The 13,436-nt window shown below is 37.1% G+C and carries 13 protein-coding genes; 9 read left to right on the top strand and 4 right to left on the bottom strand.

Features of this window, described 5'->3' with window-relative positions; all coding sequences use genetic code 11:
* Positions 1–635: 635 nt before the first annotated feature.
* Positions 636–1,550, top strand: a complete 915-nt coding sequence (locus tag H3R21_RS02935; RefSeq protein WP_198182889.1) for an NHL repeat-containing protein — start codon at positions 636–638, stop codon at positions 1,548–1,550.
* Between the two features lie 221 nt (positions 1,551–1,771).
* On the opposite strand, the gene H3R21_RS02930 is transcribed toward H3R21_RS02935, so the two are convergent.
* Positions 1,772–2,008, bottom strand: a complete 237-nt coding sequence (locus H3R21_RS02930; RefSeq protein WP_198182887.1) for a DUF2188 domain-containing protein — start codon at positions 2,006–2,008, stop codon at positions 1,772–1,774.
* 413 nt (positions 2,009–2,421) lie between these two features.
* On the opposite strand from H3R21_RS02930, the gene wecB reads away from it, so the two are divergent.
* Positions 2,422–3,564 carry a non-hydrolyzing UDP-N-acetylglucosamine 2-epimerase gene (gene wecB / locus H3R21_RS02925; protein ID WP_198182885.1) on the top strand — a complete coding sequence of 381 codons (1,143 nt, stop codon included), beginning with the start codon at positions 2,422–2,424 and terminating at the stop codon, positions 3,562–3,564.
* Positions 3,565–3,604: 40 nt separating this feature from the next.
* Here wecB and H3R21_RS02920 read toward each other — a convergent pair whose 3' ends face one another.
* Both H3R21_RS02920 and H3R21_RS02915 read right to left on the bottom strand, forming a co-directional pair.
* Positions 3,605–4,138, bottom strand: coding sequence for a GtrA family protein (locus tag H3R21_RS02920; RefSeq protein WP_198182883.1), 534 nt, complete (start codon positions 4,136–4,138; stop codon positions 3,605–3,607).
* On the bottom strand, positions 4,131–4,577 hold the full coding sequence (locus H3R21_RS02915) for a flavodoxin (protein ID WP_046306393.1): 447 nt from the start codon (positions 4,575–4,577) through the stop codon (positions 4,131–4,133). Before H3R21_RS02915 ends, H3R21_RS02920 begins: the two co-directional genes overlap by 8 nt.
* Before the next feature lie 138 nt (positions 4,578–4,715).
* Between H3R21_RS02915 and map the strand changes: the two genes are divergently transcribed.
* The 6 genes from map to H3R21_RS02885 all read left to right on the top strand — a co-directional run bounded on the left by map (position 4,716) and on the right by H3R21_RS02885 (position 11,094).
* Positions 4,716–5,543 (top strand): type I methionyl aminopeptidase, encoded by an 828-nt coding sequence (map, locus tag H3R21_RS02910; protein ID WP_046306396.1) that lies wholly within the window; start codon positions 4,716–4,718, stop codon positions 5,541–5,543.
* Between the two features lie 5 nt (positions 5,544–5,548).
* The gene (locus tag H3R21_RS02905; protein WP_198182881.1) at positions 5,549–6,472 is read left to right on the top strand and encodes a YihY/virulence factor BrkB family protein; all 924 of its coding nucleotides are present in this window, start codon (positions 5,549–5,551) and stop codon (positions 6,470–6,472) included.
* A gap of 59 nt (positions 6,473–6,531) precedes the next feature.
* Positions 6,532–7,428 carry a UTP--glucose-1-phosphate uridylyltransferase GalU gene (gene galU, locus H3R21_RS02900; protein ID WP_046306400.1) on the top strand — a complete coding sequence of 299 codons (897 nt, stop codon included), beginning with the start codon at positions 6,532–6,534 and terminating at the stop codon, positions 7,426–7,428.
* 136 nt (positions 7,429–7,564) lie between these two features.
* Positions 7,565–8,716, top strand: a complete 1,152-nt coding sequence (locus H3R21_RS02895; protein ID WP_198182879.1) for a thiolase family protein — start codon at positions 7,565–7,567, stop codon at positions 8,714–8,716.
* Between the two features lie 3 nt (positions 8,717–8,719).
* A complete protein-coding gene (locus H3R21_RS02890) occupies positions 8,720–9,931 on the top strand; it encodes a hydroxymethylglutaryl-CoA reductase, degradative (RefSeq protein ID WP_198182877.1) in 1,212 nt (403 codons plus the stop codon).
* A complete protein-coding gene (locus H3R21_RS02885; protein ID WP_198182875.1) occupies positions 9,931–11,094 on the top strand; it encodes a hydroxymethylglutaryl-CoA synthase in 1,164 nt (387 codons plus the stop codon). Before H3R21_RS02890 ends, H3R21_RS02885 begins: the two co-directional genes overlap by 1 nt.
* A 992-nt stretch (positions 11,095–12,086) precedes the next feature.
* Here the strand turns inward: H3R21_RS02885 and H3R21_RS02880 are convergent.
* Entirely contained in the window at positions 12,087–12,371 is a 285-nt protein-coding gene (locus H3R21_RS02880; protein ID WP_198182873.1) for a hypothetical protein, read from the bottom strand.
* 63 nt (positions 12,372–12,434) lie between these two features.
* Here H3R21_RS02880 and H3R21_RS02875 point away from each other — a divergent pair, with 63 nt between their 5' ends.
* Positions 12,435–13,397: an alpha/beta hydrolase gene (locus H3R21_RS02875; protein WP_370628083.1), complete on the top strand. Its 963-nt coding sequence runs from the start codon at positions 12,435–12,437 to the stop codon at positions 13,395–13,397.
* Positions 13,398–13,436 lie beyond the last annotated feature (39 nt).

Genomic DNA, 13,436 nt, shown 5'->3' with positions numbered 1-13,436 from the left:
CGATTATCAATTGTTTTTCCAATTTATTTTGATTATAGAGAATAGAAAAAATGGGGTCATTATTATCATGTTTACACCAATCATAATAAAAATATGCTGGAGTTAGCTCCATTTCAAGTTCTGGTATTAAAGCTAGAACAAATAGATTGTGTAGGTGGAGAGAATACTCAAGCACCGTACATCGTTGCAAAAAAGTAACAATTGACTATGACAAACGGGATGATTTCAAAATGGCGCTATATAAGTGATTTAGTAAAATACTTAAACTTAAGCACTGTTTGGAAACGAGTTGAAGGTAAATAAATGGAAAAATTCATGTTGTAAAAAGCATGGATTTTTTGTAATGCAAAATTTAATTGACATGGAGTTAACTCCAGCAGATAGACTACTATTATAAGAAACTACAAGAATAGGAGGCTTTAGATACTGGAGCACCAGTTTTCGAACAAATGAAATAGATCACCAATACGAGTTACAACTCAAACAGTGTTTGAGAAAGTGAATGATGGTGATGCTAAATACGATTATGACAAAATAGTTAGCAGTGTAAATAAGGATAGTTAAATTTATCCTTATGACAATAAGTTTCATTATGCAAATGATGCTTTACAAGAACATAATAGGAGATTTTAAAAATGATGAAGCGCTTGGCTAAAATAACGGTCTTATTAGGTCTACTAGGCAGTTTAGCTGCTTGCACAAACGACATGGGACTAGGTGACGTGGAATTAAGCACCAAAGTTTACAGTAAGAAAAAGAAGACCAAAAAGGTCAAAAAAGTCAAAAAAGTGAAAAAGGCAAAAAAGGGCAATCAGAAAGGGGACCAAAAATTGAAACTGATTAAAAAATACACAGGTTTCTCATCTCCAACAGCAATGGCAATTGATAAAGAGAATAACCTTTATGTCTCAAATTGGGGTGGAGATTCAGTAACTAAAATATCGAGCAATGGTGAAAAGTCAAAATTTGTAACTGGCCTGAGTTCGCCAGCAGGATTAGCTTTCGACAAGAGTGGCAATTTGTATGTATCTGACTATAGTGCCGATGTCATTCTTAAGGTAGATAAAAATGGTAAAAAGACTACTTTTGCTAATAATTTGAGTACGCCAACAGGTATTTCATTTGATAAAGCAGGGAATTTACTTGTTACTAACCGTGGTAGTGATGAAATAGTAAGTATTGACCCTCAAGGTAAAAAGACCATTGTTTCGAATAAAATGCAGACTCCAGTTGGAGTGGTGGAAGATTCTCAAGGCAATCTTTTTGTCACGAACTATGGTGGAAGTGTACTAAAAATTGACACCAATAAACAAGTCTCAGTATTTTCAAAAGGTTTTGCAAGACCAGGTGTTGGCATCGACATTACAGCTAAGGGTGAGATAATTGCGGCTGACAATGGTGGTGATTGTGTCAGAAGAATTGCTAAAGACGGCTCAACTAAAGTTATTGCTGATAAAATTGGTGGTTGTGTAGGTGTGCGTGCTCATAATGATCAACTTTATGTATCAAGCTGGTCAGATGGTGCGGTATATGTTTACTCATTAAATTAACGGAGCCACTAATTTTAAGTATTAAAAAAACTGATTTCCGATTTGGAAATCAGTTTTTTTGTTATATATAAATAAAGAAAAAGTGTTCTATTTGGTTAATTAAAATATTAACTTAAATAGGTTTTGAGAGTATCAACTATTATTTAATGCTGTAACCATAATGAATGAGAATATAGAAGTCACTGTCATCTATAAAGTTGATTTAAGTTCAGCTATTAAAGTCAGCCTTTTGTTTTACGACTATCATGACCATAAGAATCTTTCAAATTAATTTTACCATCTCGTTTTTGGCTAATTAACTCAGTCTTTTCTTCTTTAGCACGTTCTTTAGCAAATTCCATTGTATCAGTTTTGCGGTCAAAGACTTTAAGTGGCTTGGCTTCACCAGCAATCTTTACTGCCCATTGGTCACCGTGAGTTGTAACCCAAACATTTTTGGTGGTTTCTTCCTTGCTCATTTTGCTCATCTCTTTTCTTACTCTATATTATGATTATACAACGAGCTACCAATTAATAGTTGAAAGATGCACATTTAAAAACTCGAAAAAAATGAGTAGCACTCTTTTGCGAAACCCCTACTCTAAAAATGATTAAAGTAGAGGATTGTTTAAGATTAGCTTGGTTAAAATGCCGATTATAATAAATAAGATAATTGCGCCAGTCAAAAGTAATAACCGTTTTTGCTTTGTACGCCGGTTATCGAAACTAAATACTAGAAAGAAGCAGGCAATGATGATTAAAAAGGCAGTGATTAAAAGTAGTCCAAAATGGTTTTTCATTAGTTTACCAGCTTTCTATTTCCTCTTAATTATTAAAGCATAATGACTTGAGTTTTTCTTGTGAAATTAATATTATTAGTGTGGAGGCACTTATGACTAAAATAAAAGTAATGATGGTTTTTGGAACGAGACCAGAAGCAATAAAAATGGCTCCTTTGGTGCTGAAACTAAAGGCAGATGAGCGTTTTGACGAGGTAACAGTCGTTACTGCGCAGCATCGCGAAATGCTAGATCAAGTTCTAGAAATTTTTAATATAAAACCAGATTATGATTTTAATATCATGAAAAAGAACCAGTCGCTCGAAGGAATTACTTCAAAGGTAATGCTTAAATTGGCAGATGTGATTACCAAGGAACAACCTGATATCGTTTTGGTGCACGGTGATACAACGACTAGTTTTGCAGCGAGTTTAGCCAGTTTTTACCAACAACGACCTATCGGTCACGTTGAAGCAGGTTTGAGAACATGGAATAAGTATTCGCCTTTCCCTGAAGAAATGAATCGCCAAATGACAGATGACTTGGCAGATATTTATTTTGCACCAACTAAGTTGAGTAAAGAAAATCTGCTTAGTGAGCATCATCAAGCAGAGAATATTTTTATTACTGGTAATACTGCTATCGATGCTTTGCAAGAAACGGTCAAAGATGATTATCATCATAAGGTGCTCGATTTAATTGAGCCAAATCATAGAGTGATCTTAGTAACAATGCACAGACGGGAAAACCAGGGCGAACCGATGAGACGCGTCTTTAAGGTGATGAAAGAAGTTGTGGATAGTCACGACGATGTTGAAATCATCTATCCCGTTCACATGTCGCCTAAGGTGCAAGAAGTAGCACATGAGATTTTAGGCAATGATCCTCGCATTCATTTGATCGCACCACTTGACGTGGTTGATTTCCATAACTTAGCTAAGCGCAGTTACTTTATTATGACAGATTCGGGTGGTGTTCAAGAAGAAGCACCCGCTTTAAACAAGCCTGTGCTAGTTTTACGTGATACTACTGAACGACCAGAGGGTGTTAAGGCTGGAACATTGAAACTGGTTGGAACACAAGTTGACGATGTTCGAGCAGCAATGCTGCAATTATTAGAAGATAAAAGTGCCTATGACCAAATGGCTAATGCAAAGAATCCTTATGGTGATGGTCATGCTTCAGACCGTATCATGGATGCAATTGCTTATTACTTTTCTGATAAAAAGGGGCAACGACCAAAAGATTTTGAATAAAAAGAAAAGTCATGAATTCACTAGCAGAATTCATGACTTTTTATTTTTGATGTTTTTCTTGATGTTCTTTGAGCTTCTTTTTAGCTCGTTCAATCATCGTAGTTTCTTTTGCTTGGAAAACAGATCTGGTTGTCAAGTAGTTGAAAATACCAACTAGAACCTGATCAAGAATTTTCACGAATAGTGCATTCATTTTTAACCATGACAGCCCAACTAACATGATGAGACTGTCAGGAATTAAACTGATAATGCGGTAAGTGAAAAAGACGATTAACTTTTGCCAAGTAGAATGCTCTTCATCAACGTTATTTGTAAAAACGGCTTTTTGATTAAAAACAAAAGAGGCCAAATTTGAAATCACAAACGCAATTGTATTTGAAATTAATACGGGGCTATGCATGTATTTGTGGATAACCATAAATACCACGGTGTTAATGAGAGCAGCAATAAAACCGAAAATCATGTAAACAAATAAATTACGGTGCCGTTTAACCATGTTTTGTCCCAAGCGATGAATGGTTGGATCAGACGTTGAATTAAACTTGGATGAATTAGTGTTAGTGTTTTTAGCCATTTAATTGATCAGCCATTTCCTTTGCGGCATTGTCAATAGCAGCGATATCGTCATCATCCGGTGCATTTTCAATTGTAACTGGTTTAGTTACTTCTTTTGCACCAACTTGATTAAACATTTTTTCAAAGTCAAAGACATTTTCGCAAAAATGGTCAGCATAGACCATGTCGCCGCTGCCCATCACGGCGAAGTATTTACCACTTAAATCCAATTCTTTTAGTTGCTCATAAAAGTCCGCAACGTCATCAGTCATTTTACCTTCACCGTAAGTATAAGTGACGAAGATGCAGAGGTCGCTTGTCAAATAGTCACTAGCATCGGTAAATTCTGCTTCGCTTGTTTCCACATCAAAGCCATAGTCTTGTAAATCTTCTTCCAAGATATCTGCCATATCGGCATCATTACCAGTCATACTAGCATAGACAATTCTAGCTTTCATACTTCTCCTTACCTTTCCTCTTTTTATTCATCATAACATTATACATAATTTCACTGTATTGATGAAATTCTTTAGTAAAGTTTTAAAAAACGCTATAATGATAATAAACATCATTTTACTAAGAGGAGAAGTTTAATTTTGATAACAATTAAATCTGTTCGTGAACTTAAAGGTATGCAAGCTTCTGGCCGTTTATTGGCTTCAATGTTTGAAGGATTGCGCGATGTCATTGAGCCAGGAATTACGACCTGGAAAATTGAAGAATTCTGCCAAGACTTTGTTAAAAGTCGTGGTGGTCGCTTATCAGAACAAGGTTTTGAGGGCTACAAATATGGTACTTGTATTTCAGTCAATGACCAAATTGCTCACGCAACCCCACGTAAGGACACCATTTTAAAAGAAGGCGATCTGGTTAAGGTTGATGTAACTTGCAACCTTAACGGTTTTGAAACTGATTCATGTACCACTTATGCAGTTGGTGAAATTTCTCCTGAAGATCGGGACTTAATGGAAACAACTAAGAAGGCAATGTACCTTGGAATCGATCAGGCTGTTTTAGGCAACCGAATCGGTGATATTGGTGCCGCCATCCAACATTTCGTTGAAGATGAACACCATTATGGTGACGTGAAAGAACTAGTTGGTCATGGTATCCAACCAAGTATTCACGAAGATCCTGAAGTTCCTCATTGGGGTAAGGCAGGACACGGTTTACGCCTTCGCGAAGGAATGACAATTACGGTTGAACCAATGGTTGAAGCCGGGGGTGACTGGCGGATTGAACAAAAAACTGTTTCTGATCCAAACGATGATTGGGTCTTTTACGCTACTCCAGATGGTTCTAAATCTGCACAATTTGAGCACACTTTTGCCATTACTAAAGATGGTCCTAAGATTTTAACTTTACAAAAGCCATATGATGGTTATGAGAAGTATTTGCCACACTTTGACGAAATGGATGATTAAGTTGAATGGGTAGAAAAGCGAGCGCAGCCAGTCAACGTGTTGCTTTATTTTATAAAACCGTTTCTAACAAGTTCACTCAGGGCGAAGTTTTAACTAGTGCAATTTCAATTGCGTACTATGTTTTATTCTCAATTTTTCCGTTGATCATTATTATCGGAAACATTTTGCCATTATTTCACATTAATACGGCACCGATTGCTAGCTATCTAAAATTGATTTTTCCTGATCGGATTGCCAAATTTATTATGCCAATCATTGATTCACTGTTAAAAAGTAACTCAACTGGTTATATTTCGTTTGGTATTTTGCTGGCATTTTGGTCGGTCTCGTCTTTTGTAAATGCTATCAGAATTGGCATGAATCGGATTTACGGTGTACGTGAAGTTGAGCTGAAGCAGAAGTGGCAGATTACTGTCTGGACAAGATCGATTACCATCGTTTTAACCAACTTGATGATATTGATTTTTGCTTTACTTATTTTGACTTTTATTTTTGGTCAGCAGGTATTGGAATTTTTACGTCCAATTTTTTCATTATCAGTCGGTGAAATTGAAAAAATCTTTAGTTACCGCTATCCTGTGGTCATTATTACTTTAATTGGTGCATTGTATTACTTAAATTATTTTTTGCCCAATATAAAATTAAAAAAACGTGTCATTTGGCCTGGGGTTTTTACAACTTTAATTGGTTGGGTGGCACTGTCGTGGCTCTTTAGTTACTATTTACATAATTTCCATATTAGCTGGGAAAACTATGGCATTGTTGGCACTTTCATCATTTTTATGTTGTGGCTCAATATTGCTTCCATTTTATTTTTGGTTGGAACCTGTGTGAATGCAGCAATTGTGGCAATGAACTACGGTGAAGTGAGTTATTCGGTAGGTCACTTGGCTGAATATGTGCAAGGAAAGCGCCACCGGAAAAACTAGCATCAGATGCACTAATCTGTTATATTATTTTTGAGATTATTAAAGAAAGCGTACAAGGGATGAAAGTAAGGAAAGCAATTATTCCTGCGGCTGGATTGGGTACAAGATTTTTACCTGTCACTAAAGCGATGCCAAAGGAAATGCTACCAATTGTTGATAAACCAACAATTCAATTTATTGTTGAAGAAGCAAAACATTCTGGAATTGAAGATATCTTAATTGTTACAGGTAAAAACAAACGAACAATTGAAGACCATTTTGACTCTAACCCAGAACTTGAACAAAACTTACAAGAAAAAGGTAAGACTGGCTTACTTAAACTATCGCAAGAAATTACCCACTTAGGAATTAATATTTACTACACTAGACAGCCTTATCCAGCTGGTTTGGGTGACGCAATTGCGCGCGGACGCAGTTTTGTCGGCGATGAACCCTTTGTGGTAATGCTTGGTGACGATTTAATGATGGACAAAGAGCCATTAACCAAGCAATTGATTGATCGCTACAATGAAACTCATGCTTCGACTATTGCAGTAATGCCAGTACCACATAAAGAGGTTTCAAAATACGGTATTATTGAACCCGAAAATGAAATTATGCCTGGTTTGATTAATGTTAAGTCATTTGTGGAAAAACCAGAAATTGACAAGGCGCCAAGTGATTATGCGATTATTGGTCGCTATCTGCTTACTCCTGAAATTTTTGCAATTTTAGAAGAACAAAAACCGGATAAGGGTGGCGAAATTCAATTAACTGATGCAATTGACACAATGAATAAAACACAGCGCGTTTTTGCGCATGTGTTTGAAGGTGTTCGTCATGATGTTGGTAATAAAGAGAATTACCTCGAAACATCAATTGAATACGGGTTGCAACATCCTGAGACTAAGGATCAGTTACGTCAATATATTATTGATTTAGCTAAAAAGTTGCAGGCTGAAGATAAGAAAAAATAAATAACAATTTAAAGAAACCAAATCTTAATGGTTTCTTTTTTTGTGTAAAATTTTTCTTAACGTGGGCCAAATTACTATTTTTCTGCGTGATTTTTAGGTAAGATTCAACTTGAATATTTTGTGAGGAGATTAACTTATGAAAGATATTTATGTTGTTGCAGCTAAAAGAACACCTTTTGGCCGCTACCGCAGTTTGTGGAATGAAAAAAATGCAACTGAACTTGGCGAATTAGCACTGACTGGGGCACTTGAAAGCATTGATATGCAGCCACAGGAACTAGATGCACTATTTATGGGTAACGTGCTAAGTGCAGGACTTGGACAAAATATGGCTCGACAAGTTGCGCTGAATGTTGGAATGAAAGAAACCAGCAGCAGTGTGACAGTAAATGAGGTTTGTGGCTCGAGTTTAAAGGCAATGCGCTTGGCTCAAGGACAAATGGAGCTCGGCGACTTTGAATTAGTTGCAGTCGGTGGTGCAGAGAGCATGACTAACGCAGCTTTTATCGCTGAAGATAAAGCTGGCAGCAATTTGAAAAATGAAATGTTTGCTAACGGACTAACGGACGCTTTTTCAGGGATGCCGATGGGATTGACCGCTGAACGACTTGCCGACAAGTATCAAATTTCTCGGCAAGAAATGGACGAGTTCAGTAGCGGGTCACATGAAAAGGCTACGGCAGCAGTGCAAAATGATTGTTTTAAAGATGAGTTAATTGAAGTTTTTGATGAAAATAATGACTTAGTGCACGACGAAAATATCCGCGAAGATACAAATGTTGCCAAGCTTAGCACCTTAAAGCCAGTTTTCAAGGAAGACGGTACTGTAACAGCTGGTAATGCGTCGCCTTTAAGTGATGGAGCCAGCATCGTAATTCTGGCAACTGCAAACAAGGTGGAAGAATTAGGTTTGCAGCCACTTGCTAAACTAGGTTCTTTTGCGGAATCAGGGAATGATCCTGCTGAAATGGGATTTGCACCGTATCATGCAGTGCAAAAACTATTGAAAAACACGGGTAACACGATTACGGACTATGATGTAATTGAACTAAACGAGGCCTTTGCGGTTCAATGCGTGGCGGTAGAACAAGCTTTAGCAATCCCACGTGAAAAGTTGAACATGTATGGTGGGGCCATCGCTTTAGGGCACCCTTTAGCCGCAACGGGAACTAGACTGGTCGGAACGGCAATCAATGAATTAAAGCACATTAATGGGCACAAAGCTTTAGTCACACTCTGTATTGGTGGAGGTCAGGCTATTGCCTGTGAATTAATTCGGGACTTTTAACGAATGAAGTTTTATGAATTAACGCCTGAAAAAAGACGAGAATATTTGATTAATCAAGGGATAGAATTAGACGATATCGACGAAATTACCTTGCACGAATTGGATAACCTGAGTGAAAATGTCATTGGACAATTGCGTTTTCCGGTAGGGATTGTGCAAAATTTGCTGGTAAATGGCAAGTCGCATTTTGTTCCACTGGCAACAGAAGAGCCATCGGTCGTTGCTGCCGCCAATCATGGAGCAAGTATTTTTGCAAAAAACGGTGGTGTTAAGGCAAAAAGTAAGCGTACCGGAATTTACGGTCAAATCACTCTAGAAGTTGACGCTAAATTTGATGCAAGTAAGCTTTCTCAACTTTTTCCGATGATAATCGAGCAAGCAAACTCTCAATTTGCCAGCTTGGTTAAACACGGTGGTGGTGTTCGTCAAATTAATCTACAGCAAAAAGATGACTTAGTAATGCTCAGGGTATTGGTCGATCCAGCTGAATCAATGGGTGCTAACCGTGTAAATTCAATTTTGGAGTTTATCGCTAACAAATTAGCCACTTTTCCAGGAGTTGTTGATAAGTTATTCGCCATTTTATCGAATTATCCGAGTCAATTCACTACCGCACAAGTTGAATTAGGTGTTGCCACAGTTGGCGGAGTAAAAGTGGCTGAACGAATTGCCTTACTGAGCAAAATTGGGCAAAACGATTCATTTCGCGCCGTTACAAATAACAAAGGCATCATGAATGGTGTTGATGCGGTTCTGTTAGCAACTGGTAATGATGCCAGAGCCGTTGAAGCGGCTTGCGGTGTTTGGGCCAATGAAAAGGGCAAGTACAGTAGTCTGAGTCAATGGAATGTCAAAGATGACAAGCTGATCGGTTCTTTGACAATTCCTCTAGCAATTGGGACTGTCGGGGGTTCAATTAACTCCCGAACTGATGTGAAGCAAAGTTACCGTCTTTTAGGCCAAGGCATTACAAGTAGTGAACTGGCTAACGTAATTGCAGCCGTCGGCTTAGCTAACAATTTAGCTGCTTTGCTAGCAATATCGACCACGGGAATTCAAGCGGGACACATGAAATTGCAAGCTAAAAATACTGTTGCCAATTTAACTGCCACTTTGCGAGAAAAGGAGCAGGTACGGCAAATGATGATTGACAAAAAAGAGTATTCATTAGCAGCTGCGGAGCAGTTTTTAAAACAAATAAGAGAGGGACAATAATGCAAGTTGGAATAGATCGAATTGGTTTTTACACCCCTAATAAATACGTTGATATGGTGGATTTAGCACATGCGCGTAATCAAGATCCTAATAAATTTTTGATTGGAATTGGTCAAAGCAAAATGAGCGTGGCTGATCAAACGCAGGATGCTGTTTCAATGGGAATTAACGCAACTATGCGCTATATTGATGAAATTGATCGTGAACAAGTTGGTCTGTTAGTCATTGGAACGGAAAGTGGAGTGGATCAATCCAAGTCTGCATCACTTTTTGTTAAGAGTGCGCTAGAGCTTGCACCTGAAGTGCGAACTTTTGAAATAAAAGAAGCTTGTTTTGGAATGAGCGCAGGAATTATGATTGCGCGAGATTATGTTCGACTTCACCCACATCACAGTGCAATCGTTATTGGTAGTGATATCGCGCGTTACGGTTTAAACACTGGTGGTGAAGTGACGCAAGGCGCCGGAAGCGTCAGCATGTTAATTAAGGCAGAGCCACGAATTTTAGCCTTAAAAAATGGTCACAGCGCCTACAGTGCTGATATTAATGATTTTTGGCGTCCAAACGATTCTGCTGTTGCTCTAGTTAATGGTAAATATTCTACCGAAGTCTATCTTGACTTTTTCAAACGGACATTTACCAATTATCAAGCACAAAATGACTGTCATACTGCCGATTTTGCGGCACTAATTTATCATCTACCTTTTGTTAAGATGGGATTTAAAGCAAATCAATTGGCAATTGAAAAACAGGAACAAGAAACTGCAGAAAGATTAGCTAACAACTTTACGGCTTCTGCGCAATACAGCCGTGAAATTGGTAATATTTATACTGCGTCCCTATACTTAAGTCTTTTAAGCTTATTAGAAAATGGTAATTTGGCACCTGAAGCGTTAGTCGGACTATTTTCTTATGGCTCGGGCGCAATGGGTGAGTTTTATGCTGGTCAAGTAATGGAAGGCTATCAAAATGCGCTTGATTTTGCCGGCGACCAGGAAATGATTGCCCGTCGTCAAAAAGTTAGTGTTTCAGAATACGAGCAAATTTTTACTCAAGCACTTGAACTTCCTCAAGATAACTTTGAATTAGAGAGCGATGAAGAAACAGGTTATTGGTACTTTGCTGGTACTAAAGACCATGTTCGTCAATACAAGCAAAAATAAACTTAGACCCTAAAGTTGGGTCTTTTTTTGTACCTATTTTTATAAAATGTGAAATCAAAGCATTAAGCTAATTAACCCTTGTGCTATAATTTAGGTGATTTAATTTTAGTCTAAAAGTTTTTGAACTAAAAATGTAGCTAATTTTTAATTCAAAAGCGTGTTTTTCGCAATTACGAGATTGTTTGGTTGACGAAGAATATTTTGATAGTTGCCGGAAATGTTTTTGATGAGACAATATTAAAAACTGATGATAAAAAATTGGTTTTAGATGGTTGTTAAATCAAAATAGTGAGACTAATATATAATATTAAAAGAGGGTTGAAAATAGAGGCACTAAAAATGATAAGCGGAAAGCAACATGGGCCAGCAGGAAGAATTAAAAAAGAATCAAAGAGAAGCCTTTAAACGAGAAGGTATCCTAACTGATGAAGATTCTATAAGCTAACAACAAGTGAGCGACTTGAATATGTCTAAAAACAAAATGCGTTACGTATGCCACTAACTGTAGAACGTGACACATCTTATGATGCTAACTTTCAAGTAAAAAATCTGGTAAAGAAAAAGAAGTAGATATTGACGCTAAGATCAGACATGCGCAAACTAAGGGAATCATCATGAACATTTTAGGTTTATTAGCCCTGATTGATATAATCCACGACTGGTGGGTACCTTCAAAATAACTTTCTTTTTCTAAGAACAGTCGGTCATTAACTACTTAGGAAATGATAAGAGATACTAAGCACTTTTGAATTTACCAAAGTGTATCAGATTTTAGTAGGATTAATTTAGAATTGTTTATTGTATAACTATTTTGAACAAACTAGCCATTTTAAATGTGCTTTTCAAATTTTCTTGGTTTAGATGAAGTAAGAATATAAAAAACAGTTAGTCGAATGGGACTAACTGTTTTTTTGCTGTCTTTAACTACTCATATTTATCTGAAATAAATAAACTAGTGGACGTGATGGACCTAGCTTGGTCTTTAATCAAAACTAAGTTAATCTAACTGAATTTTGTTCGGGCAATATTTGAATTCCAAATACCGGAAGGAGTTCTTGCTGGTTGACCATGTATGTGGGGATATCAAAGCCATGGATGTTTTTTACTAAATGAATCATTTTACCCTTGGTCATCGCCTGTTTTCCTGGATACAACAGACACTCTTTGCTAGAAATTTTTAATTTTGCCAAGGGGTAAACTTGTTGATTGATTGTTAAAAACAGCTTGGTTTTGCTGTCTATATCATTCGTTAATTGCAATAAATTAGTCAATTTCATAATAATGATTCCTATACGTTTTTAAAGTGTTATACTATTGATATTATTTTTAGAAAAGGTGACATTTCTTTGAAACAATTAAAGCATAAAAAGCTATGGCTTTCATTAATAATTATTGTTTTGCTAGTTTGCGTAATTCTTACAGGTGCAGGCTATTATTTCTTTAAAATGGCCTGTGTACCAGGACCAAAAAGTTTTTTAGGGTCGTCCAGTGAAACGCTAAAAAAGTCTGATCCTCTGTACAAAGAAAAAATGTGGTTTAAAAAAACTGCCAAGCAAAAATGGTACATGCAGTCGGCTGATAACCAATATAAATTAGTTGCAAACTATATCCCTGCTGCTGATTCCAATAAAACGGTAATCATTTTACCTGGATATATGAATACCAAGGAAGACATGGCCGAATATGATGCGCTATTCCACGAAATGGGCTACAATACTCTAACACCTGATCCACGTGCTCAAGGTAAAAGTGAAGGGAAATATATCGGCTATGGTTGGCCAGAAAAAGATGATGTCAAGAAGTGGATTAATTTAGTACTCAAGCGCAAAGGTAGTCAGCAACAAATTGTCGTCTATGGTCTGAGTATGGGCGCAGCTACCGCGATGATGACCAGTGGCTTAAAACTTCCAGGGCAGGTTAAGGCCTTTATTGAGGATTGTGGCTATACCAGCGTTAAAGATGAAATTGAACACGAAGCCGAAGCATTATATAATATGCCTTCTTTTCCACGTTTTCCATTAGTAGAAATCTTGAGCGGCATCAATCGCATAAAAGTTGGTTACTTTATGAAAGATGCTTCGAGTATTAAGCAACTACATAAAAATCATCGACCAATGTTCTTTATTCATGGTAGTCATGATACATTTGTTCCAACTAAAATGGTATACCATAATTATTTAGCGACTAAAGGTCCTAAACAATTATGGGTTACACCAAATTCCAAACATGCAGATTCATTTGCGGATCACCCGAAGGAGTACCGTAAGCGTATCGCAAGCTTTTTGAAAGATTATGTTAAATAATAAGTGCATTTTGGTAGCGAGTACTAGCAGTAAAATGCT

The sequence above is a fragment of the Lactobacillus sp. W8172 genome, assembly GCF_016102055.1.
GTDB lineage: Bacteria > Bacillota > Bacilli > Lactobacillales > Lactobacillaceae > Lactobacillus > Lactobacillus apis_A.
The sequence above is the reverse complement of the archived record's forward strand: the minus strand, read 5'-3'. Positions and strand labels throughout refer to the sequence as shown.

Coding starts and splice junctions, on each gene's coding strand:
- galU (WP_046306400.1), top strand. CDS start 6,532: ATGAAAGTAAGGAAAGCAATTATTCCTGCGGCTGGATTGGGTACAAGA.
- H3R21_RS02920 (WP_198182883.1), bottom strand. CDS start 4,138: ATGGCTAAAAACACTAACACTAATTCATCCAAGTTTAATTCAACGTCT.
- wecB (WP_198182885.1), top strand. CDS start 2,422: ATGACTAAAATAAAAGTAATGATGGTTTTTGGAACGAGACCAGAAGCA.
- H3R21_RS02905 (WP_198182881.1), top strand. CDS start 5,549: ATGGGTAGAAAAGCGAGCGCAGCCAGTCAACGTGTTGCTTTATTTTAT.
- H3R21_RS02935 (WP_198182889.1), top strand. CDS start 636: ATGATGAAGCGCTTGGCTAAAATAACGGTCTTATTAGGTCTACTAGGC.
- H3R21_RS02885 (WP_198182875.1), top strand. CDS start 9,931: ATGCAAGTTGGAATAGATCGAATTGGTTTTTACACCCCTAATAAATAC.
- H3R21_RS02895 (WP_198182879.1), top strand. CDS start 7,565: ATGAAAGATATTTATGTTGTTGCAGCTAAAAGAACACCTTTTGGCCGC.
- H3R21_RS02915 (WP_046306393.1), bottom strand. CDS start 4,577: ATGAAAGCTAGAATTGTCTATGCTAGTATGACTGGTAATGATGCCGAT.
- H3R21_RS02930 (WP_198182887.1), bottom strand. CDS start 2,008: ATGAGCAAGGAAGAAACCACCAAAAATGTTTGGGTTACAACTCACGGT.
- H3R21_RS02890 (WP_198182877.1), top strand. CDS start 8,720: ATGAAGTTTTATGAATTAACGCCTGAAAAAAGACGAGAATATTTGATT.
- H3R21_RS02880 (WP_198182873.1), bottom strand. CDS start 12,371: ATGAAATTGACTAATTTATTGCAATTAACGAATGATATAGACAGCAAA.